Source organism: Exiguobacterium sp. s91 (assembly GCF_018618915.1).
Lineage (GTDB): Bacteria > Bacillota > Bacilli > Exiguobacteriales > Exiguobacteriaceae > Exiguobacterium_A > Exiguobacterium_A abrahamii.
Map to the genome: position 1 here is coordinate 715,124 of NZ_JACSMZ010000001.1, position 17,095 is coordinate 732,218.

Annotated in this window: 14 protein-coding genes, 1 other RNA gene and 2 other annotated features (1 of these 17 only partly in view); of the genes, 13 read left to right on the top strand and 2 right to left on the bottom strand. The window is 49.3% G+C overall.

All coding sequences use genetic code 11. The annotated features are described in order from the left end of the window. Positions 1–59: 59 nt before the first annotated feature. The 8 genes from KNQ06_RS03510 (at position 60) to KNQ06_RS03545 (ending at position 9,319) form a co-directional block, all read left to right on the top strand. Positions 60–2,258, top strand: coding sequence for a RelA/SpoT family protein (locus KNQ06_RS03510; RefSeq protein ID WP_023468927.1), 2,199 nt, complete (start codon positions 60–62; stop codon positions 2,256–2,258). Positions 2,259–2,272: 14 nt separating this feature from the next. Then, positions 2,273–2,722 carry a D-aminoacyl-tRNA deacylase gene (dtd, locus tag KNQ06_RS03515; protein ID WP_058713802.1) on the top strand — a complete coding sequence of 150 codons (450 nt, stop codon included), beginning with the start codon at positions 2,273–2,275 and terminating at the stop codon, positions 2,720–2,722. A gap of 45 nt (positions 2,723–2,767) precedes the next feature. Then, positions 2,768–2,989, top strand: a binding site (T-box leader). Positions 2,990–3,031: 42 nt separating this feature from the next. Continuing rightward, complete coding sequence (gene hisS, locus KNQ06_RS03520) at positions 3,032–4,312, top strand: histidine--tRNA ligase (RefSeq protein WP_023468925.1); 1,281 nt, start codon at positions 3,032–3,034, stop codon at positions 4,310–4,312. Further along, a complete protein-coding gene (aspS, locus tag KNQ06_RS03525) occupies positions 4,309–6,075 on the top strand; it encodes an aspartate--tRNA ligase (protein WP_064299564.1) in 1,767 nt (588 codons plus the stop codon). The genes hisS and aspS overlap by 4 nt, the downstream gene beginning before the upstream one ends. 62 nt (positions 6,076–6,137) lie before the next feature. Next, on the top strand, positions 6,138–6,722 hold the full coding sequence (locus KNQ06_RS03530) for a DNA-3-methyladenine glycosylase (RefSeq protein ID WP_215083853.1): 585 nt from the start codon (positions 6,138–6,140) through the stop codon (positions 6,720–6,722). A 290-nt stretch (positions 6,723–7,012) separates the two neighbouring features. After that, positions 7,013–8,197, top strand: a complete 1,185-nt coding sequence (locus KNQ06_RS03535; RefSeq protein WP_215147354.1) for a DASH family cryptochrome — start codon at positions 7,013–7,015, stop codon at positions 8,195–8,197. Positions 8,198–8,271: 74 nt separating this feature from the next. After that, positions 8,272–8,461, top strand: a non-coding RNA gene (gene ssrS / locus KNQ06_RS03540) — 6S RNA. A 93-nt stretch (positions 8,462–8,554) separates the two neighbouring features. Continuing rightward, positions 8,555–9,319 carry a tRNA threonylcarbamoyladenosine dehydratase gene (locus tag KNQ06_RS03545; RefSeq protein WP_023468920.1) on the top strand — a complete coding sequence of 255 codons (765 nt, stop codon included), beginning with the start codon at positions 8,555–8,557 and terminating at the stop codon, positions 9,317–9,319. 11 nt (positions 9,320–9,330) lie between these two features. Here the strand turns inward: KNQ06_RS03545 and KNQ06_RS03550 are convergent, their stop codons facing one another. Then, a complete protein-coding gene (locus KNQ06_RS03550; RefSeq protein WP_214805223.1) occupies positions 9,331–10,668 on the bottom strand; it encodes a replication-associated recombination protein A in 1,338 nt (445 codons plus the stop codon). 60 nt (positions 10,669–10,728) lie between these two features. On the opposite strand from KNQ06_RS03550, the gene cymR reads away from it, so the two are divergent. Genes cymR through KNQ06_RS03570 form a run of 4 tightly spaced genes read left to right on the top strand, consistent with a single transcriptional unit; the run spans position 10,729 to position 14,094 of the window. Continuing rightward, positions 10,729–11,136, top strand: a complete 408-nt coding sequence (gene cymR / locus KNQ06_RS03555; protein WP_029342236.1) for a cysteine metabolism transcriptional regulator CymR — start codon at positions 10,729–10,731, stop codon at positions 11,134–11,136. Positions 11,137–11,149: 13 nt separating this feature from the next. Next, positions 11,150–12,277: a cysteine desulfurase family protein gene (locus tag KNQ06_RS03560; RefSeq protein WP_149427659.1), complete on the top strand. Its 1,128-nt coding sequence runs from the start codon at positions 11,150–11,152 to the stop codon at positions 12,275–12,277. Positions 12,278–12,293: 16 nt separating this feature from the next. Beyond that, positions 12,294–13,415, top strand: a complete 1,122-nt coding sequence (gene mnmA / locus KNQ06_RS03565; RefSeq protein ID WP_214805221.1) for a tRNA 2-thiouridine(34) synthase MnmA — start codon at positions 12,294–12,296, stop codon at positions 13,413–13,415. Positions 13,416–13,428: 13 nt separating this feature from the next. Further along, complete coding sequence (locus tag KNQ06_RS03570; RefSeq protein WP_056062473.1) at positions 13,429–14,094, top strand: tetratricopeptide repeat protein; 666 nt, start codon at positions 13,429–13,431, stop codon at positions 14,092–14,094. A 44-nt stretch (positions 14,095–14,138) separates the two neighbouring features. Here the strand turns inward: KNQ06_RS03570 and KNQ06_RS03575 are convergent, their stop codons facing one another. Then, positions 14,139–14,687, bottom strand: coding sequence for a VOC family protein (locus tag KNQ06_RS03575; RefSeq protein ID WP_023468914.1), 549 nt, complete (start codon positions 14,685–14,687; stop codon positions 14,139–14,141). A 116-nt stretch (positions 14,688–14,803) separates the two neighbouring features. Between KNQ06_RS03575 and recD2 the strand changes: the two genes are divergently transcribed. Beyond that, entirely contained in the window at positions 14,804–17,029 is a 2,226-nt protein-coding gene (recD2, locus tag KNQ06_RS03580; RefSeq protein ID WP_215147356.1) for an SF1B family DNA helicase RecD2, read from the top strand. A gap of 42 nt (positions 17,030–17,071) precedes the next feature. Further along, positions 17,072–17,095 (top strand) — a binding site (T-box leader); it runs 187 nt beyond the window's last position.

Sequence of the window (17,095 nt, forward strand, 5' to 3'; positions counted from 1 at the left end):
AGAACTATATATTAGGGATTCCGTTGCAGACGATCCCGGGGACTGGGTGAGGAAAAGGGATGACAAACAAACAAATCGTAAATGTAGAAGACCTTCTCGCTCGATGTGCGGAATACATGACGCAAGCTGAAGTCAAAGACATCGAACGGGCTTACCAATTCGCGAAAGACGAACATGATGGGCAATTCCGCCGTTCTGGTGAACCCTACATCATTCATCCGGTACAAGTTGCCGGTATCTTAGTCGATATTGGTTTGGATGCAACGACGATTGTCGCTGCGCTTCTTCATGATGTCGTCGAAGATACGGACATTACACTCGAAGAATTAACGGAACGATTCGGACCCGACGTCGCGATGCTCGTTGACGGCGTCACGAAACTCGGGAAAATCAAATATAAATCGAAACGCGAAGAATTGGCTGAAAACCACCGGAAGATGTTCATCGCGATGGCAGAAGACATTCGCGTCATCTTGATCAAACTGGCTGACCGTCTGCACAACATGCGAACGTTGCAGCATATGGTCAAGGAAAAACAGGTGCAAAAGGCAGAAGAGACGCTCGAAATCTTTGCACCGCTTGCGCATCGTCTCGGGATCTCGACGATCAAGTGGGAACTCGAAGACATCAGTTTGCGTTATATCAATCCACAACAGTACTACCGGATTGTCTCAATGATGAAACAAAAACGGACGGAACGCGAAGCGCTCGTCAGTTCGGTCATCGAAGAGGTCAACGAAGTACTTGATGATGTACAAATCGCAGCGGAAGTCGATGGACGTCCGAAGCATATCTATTCCATTTATAACAAGATGCAAAACTCGAAAAAAGAGTTCAGTGAAATCTATGACTTGATGGCTGTACGCATCATCGTCGATTCAATCAAGGACTGTTACGCTGTTCTCGGAATCATTCATACGCAATATAAACCGATGCCGGGACGTTTCAAGGATTATATCGCGATGCCGAAGCCGAACATGTATCAATCGCTGCATACGACGGTCATCGGACCGAAAGGCGAGCCGCTCGAGGTCCAAATTCGGACACGGGACATGCACTTTATTGCCGAGTACGGGATTGCCGCTCACTGGGCGTATAAAGAAGGCAAGGAACAGGAAGCGAAATCAGGCTTTGAGGATAAGATTGCCCATTTCCGGGAAATCCTTGAGTTGCAGAAGGATACGGCGGATGCTGAAGAATTCATGGAATCGGTCAAAGTCGACTTCTTTAGTGACATGTTGTACGTCTTTACACCAAAAGGCGACGTCATCGAATTGCCGAAAGGCTCTGTTCCGATTGATTATGCCTACCGGATTCATACAGAGATCGGTCACCGGACGATCGGAGCGAAAGTCAACGGACGGATGGTACCGATTGATTATAAGCTGAAGACAGGTGACATCATTGAAATCGTCACATCAAAACACAGTTATGGTCCAAGTAAGGACTGGCTCAAGATTTGTGTGTCGAGTCAGGCGAAGAACAAGATCCGTCAATGGTTCAAACGTCAGCAACGCGAAGAGAACGTCTCTAAAGGACGGGAACTGATCGAAGCAGAAGTCAAGAAACTCGGATTCGAGCCGAAGGAAGTCATCAATGAGAAGACGCTCGAAGACGTGACGCGGAAGTTCAACTTCGCGCAAGAAGAAGACATGTATGCTGCCGTTGGGTATCATGGTCTGACAGCTGCCCAAGTCGCTCATAAATTGACGGAAAAGTTACGCAAAGACAAAGAATCTAAAAATCTTGAACTGAACGAAGCGATCAGTGAGATGAAGACGTTTGATCGTCCGAAGAAGGAAAATCCAGAAGGTGTTCGTGTCAAAGGAATCGATAACATGCTCGTTCGCATGAGTCGTTGTTGTAATCCAGTACCAGGGGACGACATCGTCGGGTACATCACACGTGGACGGGGTGTCTCGATTCACCGGACGGATTGTTTGAACGTCATTCATGAACAAAATCCAGAACGCTTGCTCGAAGTCGAGTGGGAACACGAAGGCAAAGCCGTTAAGAGTTATAACGTCGAAATCGAAATTTCTGGATTCGACCGGGCTGGATTATTGAACGATGTCCTGCAGTCGGTATCTGCGACGAATACGAACATTGTTGCCGTCAGCGGGAAAGGCGACGACAGTAAACAAGCCAAAATCACGATGACGATCGCGATCAACAACGTCAACCATTTACAAAAAGTCGTCGATCGGATCAAACAAATCTCTGACGTGTATGCTGTGCATCGCGTCATGATGACGTAAGGAGCGGATGAGTCATGCGAGTCGTATTACAACGAGTCAAAGAAGCAAGTGTCACAGTCGATCAGGAGGTCATCGGTCAAATCAAGCAAGGTTTTCTCTTGCTTGTCGGTGTCACGCACGAAGACACGATCGATCAGGTGAACTGGTTAGCTGATAAAATCGCAGGACTCCGCGTGTTTGAAGATGAAGAAGAACGGATGAACCGCTCGTTGCAAGATGTCGACGGTCAGATTCTATCCGTCTCGCAGTTCACGCTGTATGGTGATGTCAAAAAAGGACGTCGCCCAGCGTTCACGGAAGCGGCGAAACCGGATCTTGCCAACGAATTGTATGAAGCGTTCAATGAACGTCTTCGTGCGCAAGGACTGACGGTCGAGACAGGTCAGTTCGGTGCGATGATGGATATCGCGCTCGTCAATGATGGACCGGTGACATTGATTCTTGAAAAAGAAGCAAACGCTTGACAGGAACCGAGAGACGAGGCAATATTAGACGTAACCAAATGATTCATACGACCGAAGACGAAGAGGAGTAATCAAGACCTTGTCTGCTTAGAGAGTCGCCCCTTGGCTGGAAGGGCGAACAGACGAACTCGATGAAAGACCCTTCCGAGGTATCTTCCTGAACTGATAGTAGGGAAGGTCGTACGCAGGCGTTAACTGCACCGAGTGGTCAAATGTGATTTGACAACCAGGGTGGTACCACGGGATCTTCAAGTTCTCGTCCCTTTGCGGACGAGGACTTTTTTGTATTCAAAAAAGGAGGAATTTGAGATGAAATTACCACGCGGTACGTTTGATGTCCTTCCAGGAACAGTCGAACGCTGGCAGTACATCGAGCAACAATTACGTGATATCAGTAAGCGTTACAACTATAAGGAAATCCGGACGCCGATTTTTGAGGAGACAGAACTCTTCAAACGTGGCGTTGGTGAGACGACGGATATCGTTCAAAAAGAAATGTTCATGCTTGAGAAACGCGGAAAAGACCAGTTGACGTTACGTCCAGAAGGAACGGCTGCTGTCGTTCGTTCATTCGTGACGAACAAACTGTTCGGTTCACCGAACCAACCGACGAAATTGTTCTACATTGGACCGATGTTCCGTTATGAACGTCCGCAAGCAGGTCGTTTCCGTCAGCTTCACCAATATGGAGTCGAGGCACTTGGTAGTGAACAACCAGCGATCGATGCGGAAGTCATCAGTCTCGCGATGAGCATCTACCGTTCATTCGGATTGAAGCACCTCAAGCTCGTCATCAATACACTCGGGGATAACGAAAGTCGCGCCGCACACCGGGCAGCACTTGTCGATCACTTCAAACCGGTCGTTCACGAGTTATGTCAGGACTGTCAGAACCGTCTCGAAACGAATCCACTTCGTGTCCTTGACTGTAAGGTCGACCGCGATCACCCGAGCATGGCAACAGCACCATCAATTCTCGATTACTTAAACCCGGCATCAAAAGCTTACTTCGACGAAGTATTGCTTCACTTAGATGCACTCGGCATCGAGTATGTCGTTGATCCAACGCTTGTTCGCGGAATCGATTATTATAATCACACGGCGTTCGAGATCATGTCAGAAGCAGAAGGCTTCGGAGCAATCACGACACTATGTGGCGGTGGACGATACAACGGTCTCGTCGAACAGATCGGTGGACCGGCAACACCGGGAATCGGATTCGGAATCGGCATCGAACGTTTATTGATGGCACTTGAGAATGAGAACGTCTTACCGGCAGTCGATGATCAAATCGATGTCTTCATCGTCGCGCAAGGCAGTGACGAAGTCGAAAAGACGGCAACACGTCTCTTACAATTGATGCGTCTCGAAGGACTTGTCGCGGATCGGGATTATCTCGGTCGAAAGTTCAAAGGACAATTCAAGGCAGCCGATCGCTTGAAAGCACGCTATACGGTCATCCTCGGGGATGAAGAAGTTGAGCGTGGTGCAGCAGCGCTAAAGAACATGGCTACAGGGGAACAGACGGACGTTCCGTTATCAGCAGTCGCTGATACGATCGTCGCGAAATTAAAGGAGGAAGCACAATGATCGGACGCACGCATATGAACGGTCAGGTGACAGAAGAAGTCATCGGACAACACGTTCAACTTAAAGGATGGGTTCAAAAACGACGTGACTTAGGAGGATTGATCTTCCTTGATCTCCGCGACCGGAGTGGCATCGTCCAAATCGTCTTCCAACCGGAAAACGAGCAGGCACATCGCCTTGCGGAATCGATTCGTTCAGAGTATGTCCTCGACATCAAAGGACACGTCATCGCCCGTGAGAATCCGAACCCGAACATCCCGACTGGGCAAGTCGAGGTCGTCGCGGATGAAGTCGTCATCTTGAACGCAGCGAAGATGACACCATTCCCGATCAGTGAAGAAGCAGAGCAGACGTCAGAAGATTTACGTCTTAAATATCGTTATCTTGACTTGCGTCGTCCGTCGCTTCAAGAGACATTCCGTCTCCGTTCGAAAGCATCGAACATCATGCGGAACTTCCTCGATGAGCAAGACTTCTTGGAAGTCGAGACACCAATCTTAACGAAATCAACACCAGAAGGCGCACGTGACTATCTCGTTCCGAGTCGTGTTCACCCAGGTGAGTTCTATGCCTTGCCACAATCACCGCAATTGTTCAAACAATTGCTGATGGTGTCTGGTTTTGAACGGTACTTCCAAATTGCACGGTGTTTCCGTGACGAAGACTTACGGGCAGACCGTCAACCTGAATTCACGCAAGTCGACATCGAGACGAGCTTCATGGACATCGAAGACTTGTATGCGATGATGGAATCGATGATGACGCGTGTCATGAAGGAAACGCTTGGTAAAGATATCGTGACACCGTTCCCACGGATGCCATATGCGGAAGCGATGAGCCGGTATGGTTCGGATAAGCCGGATACACGCTTCGGTCTCGAATTGATCGATGTCGCGGAAGCCGTCAAAGGTGCAGGATTCAAAGTATTCGACATGGCACTTGAAGCTGGTGGCGAAGTCAAAGCATTGAACGTTAAAGGTGCAGCTGAGCGCTTCTCGCGGAAAGACATCGATAAGTTACAAGAATTCACGGCAATCTACGGTGCAAAAGGTCTCGCGTGGGTCAAAGTGACAGCAGACGGACTAAACGGTCCGATCGCGAAGTTCTTCGACGAAGAAGCAACTGCTCGCCTGACAGCGGCGACAGATGCGGAAGCAGGCGACTTATTGTTGTTCGTCGCAGCAAAAGCATCGATCGTAGCAGACAGCTTAGGTGCGCTCCGTCAGAAGTTAGCGAAGGAACTAGACTTGATTGATGAGTCGGTCTTCAACTTCCTTTGGGTGACGGACTTCCCGCTCGTCACGTATGAAGAAGAAGATGGTCGTTTCTACGCAAACCACCACCCGTTCACGATGCCACGTCGTGAAGATCTCGAATTGCTCGAGACGGATCCTGGAAAAGTCCTCGCCGTCGCGTATGACCTCGTCTTGAACGGATACGAGCTCGGCGGTGGATCACAACGGATCTACGAACGGGATATCCAAGAGCGGATGTTCAAGTTGCTTGGCTTCACAGAAGAAGAAGCAAACGAGCAGTTCGGTTTCTTGATGGAAGCATTCGAATACGGAACACCACCACATGCGGGGATCGCACTTGGTCTAGACCGTCTCGTCATGTTACTCGCAGGACGTTCAAACTTGCGTGATACGATTGCCTTCCCGAAAACAGCATCAGCAAGTGATCTGTTGACGGCAGCACCAAGCCCAGTCTCGGATGCACAATTAAACGATCTCTCGATTCGAACAGCGGTCAAACAATCTTAAGATACGACAAGCGAATCTTCCGGTATGGGAGATTCGCTTGTTTCATGAAGGAGGATGAACGGATGGAACGACACTTTTTTGAACGGTCTCCGGTTGAAGTCGGTCCAGACTTCTTAGGAACACAGATCACCGTCGATGAGGTGACGATGCGGATCGTCGAGGTCGAAGCCTATCTCGGTCCTCACGATCAAGCAGCGCATTCGTTTTCCGGAAAACCAACGAAACGGACGGCACCGATGTTCGGTCCACCGGGGCATCTCTATGTGTATTTCACATATGGTATGCATCACTGCATGAATATCGTTTGTGGACATGAAGGGGAAGGATACGGACTGTTACTACGAGGTGCGGAAATCATCAATGGGCACGATCTCGTCGCTGAACGTCGTTTTGGTTGTTCCTACGCAGAGTTGACGGCGGCGCAACGACGCAATCTCGTCAATGGACCGGCGAAACTGTGCCAAGGATTCGGTCTCACGACAGCGGATTCAGGTCAGGATCTCTATCAAGCACGGTTCCGACTTGTTGCTGACTCAGTCGACGCGGTCGTCCAGACGACACGGATCGGTATTCCGAATGCAGGAGAAGCGACAGCCTATCCATGGCGGTTTTATGTAGAGGCGAGTGAAGGGGTAAGTAAACGTTAAAAAATGGACGCTCCGATAAGGAGACGTCCATTTTTTATTTAGGATTGTTGATTGATTTTTTCGACTGCTGTTTTTTATAGAATTTATAGACGATTGGACCAACCGTCGTTACGAGCGTCATTAATGTTCTGAGTTTACCGCGTTTTGCTGCCATTGATTCATTCACTCCTCTGATTTGTTGTACTAATCATATTCCACGAAAACAACGTCTTAAAACCTCATCGGCACATCAAGTGGTTTTCTATCTACCTTGGTCGGGTCATAGTATAAGGAGAAGGGAGTCGATCAATATGGGAGCAGTCGTTTGGTATCGTCATGATTTACGTGTCGATGATCATGAGGCACTTCAGAGTGCGTGTGAAGAACATGACGTCATTCGTGCCGTATACGTTAAAGACCAAAAGAAACGCGATTTTAAAAGAGGTACACAACAAGCACGGTTCGAACAAGAGACACTAGAGAACCTAGCGGGTCATCTGTCTCAAATCGGGATTACGTTAGATATAGTAGAAGGGGAGACAATTGAGACACTCGATTCTTACCTGCAAGCGGATGATACCGTCTATTTCCATAAGATGACCGGCACAGAAGAAGTGGCAAGTGAACAGTATATCGAAGACAAGTATGCCGTCCGTTCTTTTGAGACACAGACATTACATCGACGGGAAGATATCGGAAGTGATGAATTAAAGCGTGTCTTTACGGCATTTCGAAAACGTGTCGAGGCGAAAGGGACCTTCTACGATCCACTCGATCCACCAACCGGTATTCAGTTAGTAAAAGAAGAATCGGTCGAAGCGAATCCCGAAATCGCGTTCCCGTTCCGTGGTGGAGAGTCAGCAGGGAGAGCGCGCCTTCAGGAATACCTTGCTGAGCCTGTATTCACCTATAAAGAAACACGGAATGGGTTCTTACGAAATGATTCTTCGAAGCTGTCTGCCTGGCTAGCGAACGGATCACTCTCGCCGCGTCGCGTCATGGCTGAATTGCAGGAAGCCGAGCGAAAAAAGGGAGCGAATGAATCGACGTACTGGTTGTATTTCGAACTGTTATGGCGTGACTTCTTCCATTTGACGATGCGTGAGACAGGAAGCCGTCTGTTCCGTGCGAGCGGATTACAAGAAGGTCAATACACGTGGAAGGCGGACCAAGCAGCTGTCGAACGCTGGATAGAAGGAAAAACCGGTGTGCCATTCGTCGACGCCTTCATGAACGAGATTCGCGAGACGGGATGGATGTCGAACCGTGGCAGGCAGATCGTTGCCAGTTATCTGATTCATGAATTAAAGCAGGACTGGCGCATCGGAGCGCGATATTTCGAACAGCAGTTGATCGACTATGATGTCGCTTCGAACTATGGGAACTGGGCGTTCATCGCGGGTGTCGGGAATGCAACACGCACACCACGATTCGATCCTGCATTCCAACAACAACGATATGATCCGAATCAACACTTCACGAAACGTTGGACCTGAAAAAAGCATCTTTTTCTGGAGTGGGAAGTAGTTGCATTTCAGAGGGGAGGATGCTATATTAAATGCATCAGATGGGGTTCCTGAATTGTACGAGAGCCGCCTTTTATCTTTGAGCCACTCTTTTTTGATAGGGAGTTTGACGTTCCAACTAGTAGTACATGCCTCGTAACACAGCAGGAGGACGTACGAATAGGAATCGGATAAGACACCCACCTGCACAGCAGGTTCAAAAATAAGGTATCGACACGGCACTTCGGGTCCCATCGTCTTATTATTTTGTTGTTTGACACGTCGCATGACGTTTTTTTTTATGATATAATTCCGAGTAAAACAGTATGAGTATTGTGAGGTTATGAGATGTTACATCAATTTTCGCGTAATGAACTAGCAATCGGTAAAACTGGACTTGACGCATTGGCATCCAAGTCCGTCGCTATTCTGGGTATCGGTGGTGTTGGATCGTTCTCAGCAGAAGCACTTGCCCGCAGTGGCGTAGGTCGTTTGATTCTCGTCGATAAGGACGATATTGACATCACGAACGTCAACCGACAAATCCATGCTTTGCTTCCGACGGTTGGTCAACCGAAGGTCGATGCGATGGCAGAACGTCTTGCGTTAATCAATCCGGATCTTGAAATCGTTCGCTTGAAGATGTTCTACAATGAAGAAACATTCGAGTCGTTCTTCGAACAGCAGCCGGATTATGTCATCGATGCATCGGACACGGTCTCGTTCAAGATTCACTTGATTCAGGAATGTAAGAAACGCAACATCCCGATCATCTCAAGCATGGGGATGGCGAACAAGATGGATCCGACACGCATCAAGATCGTTGACATCAAAGATACAAGTTATGATCCACTAGCGAAGGTCATTCGGACGAAACTTCGGAAAGCCGGTATTCATAAAGGTGTTCCTGTCGTCTTCTCTGATGAACCGCCCGTTAAGATCATCGAAGAAGTCCGTCAAGTCGTCGGAAACGATGCGGCTGCAATTCGTAAGGCAAAGATGCCGCCAAGTTCGAATGCGTTTGTTCCATCAGTTGGTGGATTGATCGCAGCGAGCTACGTCATCAATGAGATCGTCCGTGAAGCCGGCGTGACGATCGAACGCGTTCGTTAAAAAAAGCGACCTTATGGTCGCTTTTTCTGATGTGTGGCTGTTTGTTTGTGCCAAAAATCAAGTCGAGCTTGCAGTTGTTTCTCAAAACCGCGTGGGCTTGGACGATAAAAGACTGGTTTTGTCCGGGCAAGGTTCTCCGGCCAGTAATTCTGTGGCACATAGGCATGTTCGAAGTCGTGCGGATACTGATAGGTGACGCCATTTCCAAGTGCTGCTGCCCCTGGATGATGGGCATCGCGCAAATGCGGCGGTACCGGACCACCGTCTGAACGACGGACGAGTGTCAATGCTTGATCGATCGCTGAGATGACAGCATTCGATTTCGGCGCCGTCGCGAGATATAAGACGGTTTCAGCGAGCGGAATCCTTGCTTCAGGGAAACCGACGTACTCGCACGCGCGTGCGCAAGCATCGACCATCAATAATGCTTGCGGATCAGACAGACCGATGTCTTCTGCCGCATGGACGTAGAGACGCCGTACGATGAAGCGCGGACTTTCGCCCGCTTCAATCATGACAGCGAGCCAGTAGAGCGCAGCGTCGGGATCGGAACCCCGAATCGATTTGATGAAGGCGGAGATGACATCATAATGCCGATCGCCGTCCTTATCGTACTTCAATGCTTTTTGTTGAATCGATTCCTCGGCGACAGCGAGATCGATCGTGATCTGACCATCGATTTCCGGTGTCGTTAAGACGGCGAGTTCAAGCGCATTCAACAATGCCCGGTAATCGCCATCCGACAACTTGACGTAATGATCGATCGCGTCATCCGTGATCGTGATCGGATATTTGCCAAGACCACGCTCTTCGTCTTTTAGGGTCCGGTCGAGGACGATCCGTAAGTCATCTGGCGTCGGGGGTTCGAAACGAAAAACCGTTGCCCGCGATAACAGAGCGGCGTTGACCTCAAAACTCGGATTTTCAGTCGTTGCCCCGATCAACGTGATCGTACCTGCTTCGAGCGCTGGCAGTAAAGCGTCTTGTTGCATCTTATTGAATCGATGGATCTCATCGAGAAAGAGAATCGTTTTTTGATCCTCGAACTGAAGACGGGCTTCGGCCGCTTTTAGAATTTCCCGTAATTGTTCCAGTTTCGCTGTGACCGCGTTCAATTGTTCGAACGCTGATTTCGTATAACTAGAGATGACACGCGCGAGCGTCGTCTTACCGGTTCCGGGTGGACCGTAAAAAATGACGGTTCCGAGACGATCGGCTAAGATGGCACGCCGCAGGAGCGTCGTCTCTCCAATCAGATGGCGTTGTCCGACGATTTCATCCAGATTCTGCGGACGCATTCGATTCGCGAGCGGTCCGGCAGGTGACTGGGATTCAAATAAATGTGCCATACACATACGCTCCTTCCACTTTTAGCTACTACTATACTAGAAAGGATGATCCTTCGCATGATGAAAATCTCGACGAAAGGGCGATATGGTCTGACGATCATGATCGCACTCGCGAAAGAAGCTGAATCTAAACCATTATCCCTAAAAAAAATCGCGCAGATGTATGACTTATCTGAGCATTATCTTGAACAGTTGATTGCCCCCCTTCGTAATGGAGGTCTCGTCAAAAGTGTCCGTGGTGCTTACGGCGGGTATAAGCTCGGTCGTGAAGCGCAAAACATCACAGCGGGTGAAATCATCCGTCTGCTTGAAGGACCACTCGTGGTCGTCGAAGGCGATGCGTGTGACGAGGTCACGAAGCGCAAACTTTGGGATAAAATCCAGCAAGCAGTCGATCAAGTACTCGATTCAACAACGCTACAAGACTTAGCGGAAGAAGAAGATACAGGATACATGTTCTATATTTGAGAGGTGAAAACGAATGAATTACTTTGACCATTCGGCGACGACGCCGATGCGTCCGGAAGTCCTTGAGGCGATGACGCCTTATTTGCTCGAACAGTACGGCAACCCATCGAGTGTCCACGCGGCTGGTCGGTCTGCTCGGGCAGCAATTGACAAAGCACGCCGGCAGATCGCACAAGAATTGAACGCGAAACCAACCGAACTGATTTTTACGAGTGGTGGAACGGAATCGGATAATTATGCGATTTTCGGTGCGGCTGAGGCGGCGCGTGAAAAAGGGCGTCATCTCATTACGACACGGTTTGAGCACCATGCTGTATTACATGCGTTCGAAGAGCTCGAAAAACAAGGCTATGACGTCACGTATCTCGATGTTCCAGATACAGGCGTCGTCTCAATGGCTGCTTTGCAAGAAGCGGTACGGGAAGATACGACACTCGTCTCGATCATGTTCGGCAACAATGAAGTTGGAACGATTCAGCCGATTGCGGCATTCGGTCAATTTCTACGAGAACGCGGTATTTTGTTCCATACGGACGCGGTGCAAGTGTTCGGGAAACAAGCAATCGATGTCGAAGCGTTACAGGTCGATCTCTTATCAGCGTCTGGTCATAAAATCAATGGTCCAAAAGGAATCGGATTGTTGTATGTACGGACTGGTGTGAAGCTAGCTCCTCAAACGTTCGGAGGAGAACAGGAACGCAAGCGTCGTGCTGGTACAGAGAACGTACCGGGAATCGTCGGTTTAGCGAAAGCGCTCGAACTGATGATCGCGGAGCGTGATCAACAACAGGACCACATCAAACAGTTGCGCAGCGTTTTGCTGACGCGATTGGATGAAAGTGGCGTCACTTACGAAGTCAACGGTGTTGAAGGATTACCGAATGTCCTCAATCTTTACTTCCCGCAGATTGAGATCGAACCGTTCCTGATCATGCTCGATATGCGCCAGATAGCCGTATCGAGCGGGAGTGCATGTACGGCAGGATCCGTCGCACCTTCGCATGTCTTATCGGCGATGTATGGCGAAGATGAACGGACACGAGCATCGGTCCGAATCAGTTTTGGTCACGGAAATGAGCTCGCGCAAGTCGAACTACTCGCACAAGCCTTGCAAGATGTCGTAAAATCGTTTCAGAATTAACTAAGAGGTGAAATAAATGAATACACGAGCGAAAGCCCCGAGTGAAACGACAGTCGTCGTTGGGATGTCGGGCGGTGTCGATTCTTCTGTGACCGCTCATTTATTAAAAGAGCAAGGCTATAACGTCATCGGAATCTTCATGAAAAACTGGGATGACACGGATGAGAACGGCTTTTGTACGGCGACGGAAGATTATGAAGACGTCATCGCGGTAGCCAATCAAATCGGCATTCCGTACTATGCGGTCAATTTCGAGAAAGAGTACTGGGATAAGGTCTTCACGTACTTCCTCGATGAATATAAACTCGGTCGGACACCGAATCCGGACGTCATGTGTAACAAGGAAATCAAGTTCAAAGCCTTCCTCGATCACGCGATGCGTCTTGGTGCCGATTTCGTCGCGACAGGGCACTATGCGCGGGCCGTCTATGAGGATGGAGAACATAAATTGCTTCGAGGCGTTGATGCAAACAAGGATCAAACATATTTCTTGAATCAATTGTCGCAAGAGCAAATCGCGAAGGCGATGTTCCCGATCGGGCACATGGAAAAATCAGAAGTGCGCCGGATCGCAGAAGAAGCGAACCTCGCAACGGCGAAGAAAAAAGACTCGACAGGCATTTGCTTCATTGGCGAGCGGAACTTCAAACAGTTCCTCGGTCAATATCTGCCGGCCCAACCCGGTGAGATGCGGACACTTGACGGCAACGTCATGGGACGTCACGATGGATTGATGTACTATACGATGGGGCAACGTCATGGACTCGGTATCGGTGGCGACGGAGAGCCTTGGTTCGTCGTCGGGAAAAATTTAGAGGAGAACATCCTCTATGTCGATCAAGGATTCCATAACGAATTGTTGTATTCGGAAGGATTACATGCTTCAGATGTCAGCTGGACATCTGAGCGTCCGGTCGGTGAGACATTCCGTTGTACGGCGAAATTCCGTTACCGTCAACAAGATACAGCGGTCACGGTTCGTGTCCTCGAAGAGGGACTCGATGTCTCGTTTGACGAGCGTCAACGAGCAATCACACCAGGACAAGCGGTCGTGTTCTATGATGGAGACATCTGTCTCGGTGGTGCGACGATCGATGCAGCCTATAAAGCAGGCGAACGCCTCGCTTATCTAGCGTAAGGAGCAAAAGAAGATGAACTATAATGAAGTGGGATTCCGGCATCTAGAAGCTGGAAATTATGAATTAGCAGCGCAAGCGTTTAACGACGCGATCGAACAAAACCCAAAAGATCCGACAGCGTACGTCAATCTTGGAACATTACTCCAATCGATGAACGACGCTGATCGTGCGCTTCGTTTTTATGACCGGGCACTGATGATCGATAATACGTTTGCGAGTGCCTATTATGCGAAAGGTGCCTTGTTCTTTGCTGCCGACAAACTCGTCGAAGCAGAGGAATCATTGCGGGCAGCGTTATTATATGGACTTGACGACGCGGATCTCCATTTCATGCTCGGGATGACGTATCAAAAACTTGGTGATCCAGTACGCGGGTTGCCCCGTTTACAGCGCGCGTCAGAATTAAACGGTGTCGATATCGAGATCGCATTCCAATACGGACTTGCCTTAGCGCAAAACGAGAAGTTGGAAGAAGCGGTCGAGATGTTCGAGCACGTCTTGATGCTTGACGAAACGCATACGGATGCACGATACAATTATGCGATTGCCCTTGCTTTCCTCGGTCAACAGGAAGCCTGTTATGCAGAACTCGAAGCCGTTCTTGCCTACCAGCCGGAACACGCTCTTGCGCGGGACGCGAAAGCGAAGATGGATGCGTTATTAAAACAAGCAGACTGATATAAAAAAGACGATTCCGCCTGGAGTCGTCTTTTTTATGCTATTTAATTCCCAACTTCACGGATGACACGAAGTGGTGGACCGGAAAAGTCTTCATAGGCTTCATCCATGTTTTTCGTGTACAGTTCGATGACGTTATTTTCCGTATCCTTGAAATAAGCAGAATGCTCTTTTTGATTCGAGGTCTCCTGTTCGTCCCATTCTCTGAGCTTCACGGTGATCGATGCTTCCCGCAATTGATTCAAGGCTTGCTGGAACTCGTCCTTCTCAACGTAGAAAGCACAGTGGACATGGACACCACCTTCATCGTACAACGTGTCCCATTCGGACACTGGTAAGTGTTTGACGGTCCGTTCTTCCATCGTAAAGTCCCGTTTCAGCCACAGACCGAGTCGAGTGTTACCGCCAATGTAGAGCCACGTTGCCCAAACCCCATCTTGCTTAGATTGTTCTTTGCTCGGTTCAGCGTCCTCAGGAGCCCATTGCTCGACGACTGGAATGCCTAGTGTCCCATTCCAAAAGCCGACCGCACGATCCATATCCTCGACTTCAAGTACTAATTCACACAATCCTGCAATCGGTAAACGTGCCATCCTTAAACTCCTCCTCTTAACGAAATGTTTCAGGGTATCTTTCCCTGATTTAAAATCCGGTAAACGAATGCTATGATGAAAGCAGCGAATGAAAAAGAGAGAAAGAAGGTGGAGTGATGGAGCACCCCCATCAAGTCGTCGGGCGCGTCAAACGTGTGCTCTTTTCTTCTGAAGAAGAAGCACACTCCATTGTATTGGTCGCCGTCAAAGAAAAGAACTTTGAACTGAAAGAAACCGAGCTCGTCATCACGGGTACTGGGGTTGGGATCGAACTCGGAGGAACGTATCAAGCATTCGGTCGTCTCGTCGATCATCCCCGATTCGGAAAACAACTGAAGGCGGAGCTGATTCGGCGATCGGTTCCGATGACAAAACATGCGACGATCCGCTTCTTGACGAATGGTTCGTTCACCGGCATTGGTCCGAAGACAGCGAAAAATATCGTCGATGCTCTCGGAGAAGAGGCAGTGGATCTCATTTTGAAGGATGAACGGGTACTGAATCAGGTGCCTGGGTTAAAACAAAAACAAGCTGACATCATCTTGAGTCGACTCGCCACGTTATACGGTGTCGATCAGTTGATGCTGTTCTTAGCACCGTTTGATGTTACACCGAAGCTAGCGGCAAAGATTTATGCTGCTTACGAAGGGGACGCCATGGCGCGAATACGAGAGAATCCATATTCCTTGATGTATGAAGTGAATGGGATCGGTTTTAAGACAGCCGATCATATCGCATCACATCTTGGACTCATCGGATTACACCCGGAGCGCGTCGCTGCTTCGATCATGCACATATTAGAACAAGAAGCAGGAGAGGGACACGCCTTTGCGACGGTCGACTCACTATTGCAGCGGGCACCCCGTTTGCTTGGTGAAGACCCAGGGGAACGGCTAGAACAAGCGATTGAACTGTTGCTCGCTGAAGATAAGGTCAAGCTCGAAGAAGGCTGTTTGTATTTACCGACAATCTTTTATGCCGAAGTCCGAGCGGCAAAGGAACTGGCGCGCGTCATGGCGAACGGTGCCGAACAGGAAGTCGATGTCGCGACGATCCTTGAAGCAATCGGGCATCTCGAAGAACAGTTTGGCATGGAATATGCGGCGCAACAGCGGGAAGCGATCGAGTTAGCGGTCAAAGCACCGCTGATGGTTCTGACTGGTGGACCCGGTACCGGTAAGACGACCGTCATCAAGGGGATTTTACATGCCCTGCAAGAAATTCATGATTGGCCGCTTGAGAAAAGTCGTGTCAAGACGGGAGATGTCTATCCGTACGTCCTTGTTGCACCGACCGGACGCGCCGCTAAACGATTGTCGGAAGCAACGGACGTCCCAGCGATGACGATTCATCGTCTGTTGAAGTATGACGGAACGAACTTTCAACTAAATGAAGATCAGCCGATTACGGGGAAAGTACTGATCATCGATGAGTCATCGATGATTGATATCTACTTGTTATCGAGTCTGCTCCGTGCTGTGCCGAACGGTATGAAAATCTTGTTCGTCGGTGACCGCGATCAGTTACCATCCGTTGGTCCAGGGCAAGTACTGGCAGACTTGATGGATACGGAAGGGATTCCCGTCGTTCGTTTGAACGTCGTCCATCGCCAAGCGGAAGATTCTTCGATTTTACGGCTCGCGCACGATTTGAAGAACCGGACGACGTCAGCTGATTTGTTATCACCACTTGCGGATCGTCGCTTTTACACCGCGTCCCCGCAAGAGACGTTACGCGGCATCTCAGCCTTCGCGGAAAAAGCACTTGCAAAAGGGTATTCGAAATTCGATGTTCAGGTTCTGGCACCGACTTACCGTGGTCAGGTCGGAATCGACGAACTGAATGTCGCCTTGCAACGCGTCTACAATCCGGAAGAACCAAAGAAACGCGAAGTCAAACAAGGGACGCGGATTTACCGGACCGGGGATAAGATTCTTCAGCTCGTCAACAATGCGGAAGAGAACGTCTATAACGGAGATATCGGCGAAATCGTCAATATCTTCTTCGCCAAAGAAAACGTCGACAAGGTGGATAAGATCATCGCCCGCTTCGACCAGACGGAAGTCGAGTACAACCGGAGTGACTGGGATCAATTCACGCATGCCTACGCGATTACGATTCACAAGGCACAAGGGTCCGAGTTTCCGATCGTCTTGATGCCGGTCTATTTCACGGGAGCATTCAAGCATTCCCGAAACTTGATTTATACGGCGGTCACCCGTGCGAAGTCGAGTTTATTATTGTTCGGCGACCCACGAGCGTTTCATAAAGCGTCGCAAGAAGAGGAGCCTCGGCGCCGAACACGATTGATTGAACGACTCGGTGGGGTGACAAAGACTTGACGGATGCTGTGCGATAGGTAATAATCACGATAGATGAATGGACGTAACACGTTGATGGAAGATAAG

What these genes read in the sequence shown, in the direction of transcription:
- KNQ06_RS03510 (WP_023468927.1), top strand. Translation starts at nt 60, where the DNA reads ATGACAAACAAACAAATCGTAAATGTAGAAGACCTTCTCGCTCGATGT.
- dtd (WP_058713802.1), top strand. Translation starts at nt 2,273, where the DNA reads ATGCGAGTCGTATTACAACGAGTCAAAGAAGCAAGTGTCACAGTCGAT.
- hisS (WP_023468925.1), top strand. Translation starts at nt 3,032, where the DNA reads ATGAAATTACCACGCGGTACGTTTGATGTCCTTCCAGGAACAGTCGAA.
- aspS (WP_064299564.1), top strand. Translation starts at nt 4,309, where the DNA reads ATGATCGGACGCACGCATATGAACGGTCAGGTGACAGAAGAAGTCATC.
- KNQ06_RS03530 (WP_215083853.1), top strand. Translation starts at nt 6,138, where the DNA reads ATGGAACGACACTTTTTTGAACGGTCTCCGGTTGAAGTCGGTCCAGAC.
- KNQ06_RS03535 (WP_215147354.1), top strand. Translation starts at nt 7,013, where the DNA reads ATGGGAGCAGTCGTTTGGTATCGTCATGATTTACGTGTCGATGATCAT.
- KNQ06_RS03545 (WP_023468920.1), top strand. Translation starts at nt 8,555, where the DNA reads ATGTTACATCAATTTTCGCGTAATGAACTAGCAATCGGTAAAACTGGA.
- KNQ06_RS03550 (WP_214805223.1), bottom strand. Translation starts at nt 10,668, where the DNA reads ATGGCACATTTATTTGAATCCCAGTCACCTGCCGGACCGCTCGCGAAT.
- cymR (WP_029342236.1), top strand. Translation starts at nt 10,729, where the DNA reads ATGAAAATCTCGACGAAAGGGCGATATGGTCTGACGATCATGATCGCA.
- KNQ06_RS03560 (WP_149427659.1), top strand. Translation starts at nt 11,150, where the DNA reads ATGAATTACTTTGACCATTCGGCGACGACGCCGATGCGTCCGGAAGTC.
- mnmA (WP_214805221.1), top strand. Translation starts at nt 12,294, where the DNA reads ATGAATACACGAGCGAAAGCCCCGAGTGAAACGACAGTCGTCGTTGGG.
- KNQ06_RS03570 (WP_056062473.1), top strand. Translation starts at nt 13,429, where the DNA reads ATGAACTATAATGAAGTGGGATTCCGGCATCTAGAAGCTGGAAATTAT.
- KNQ06_RS03575 (WP_023468914.1), bottom strand. Translation starts at nt 14,687, where the DNA reads ATGGCACGTTTACCGATTGCAGGATTGTGTGAATTAGTACTTGAAGTC.
- recD2 (WP_215147356.1), top strand. Translation starts at nt 14,804, where the DNA reads ATGGAGCACCCCCATCAAGTCGTCGGGCGCGTCAAACGTGTGCTCTTT.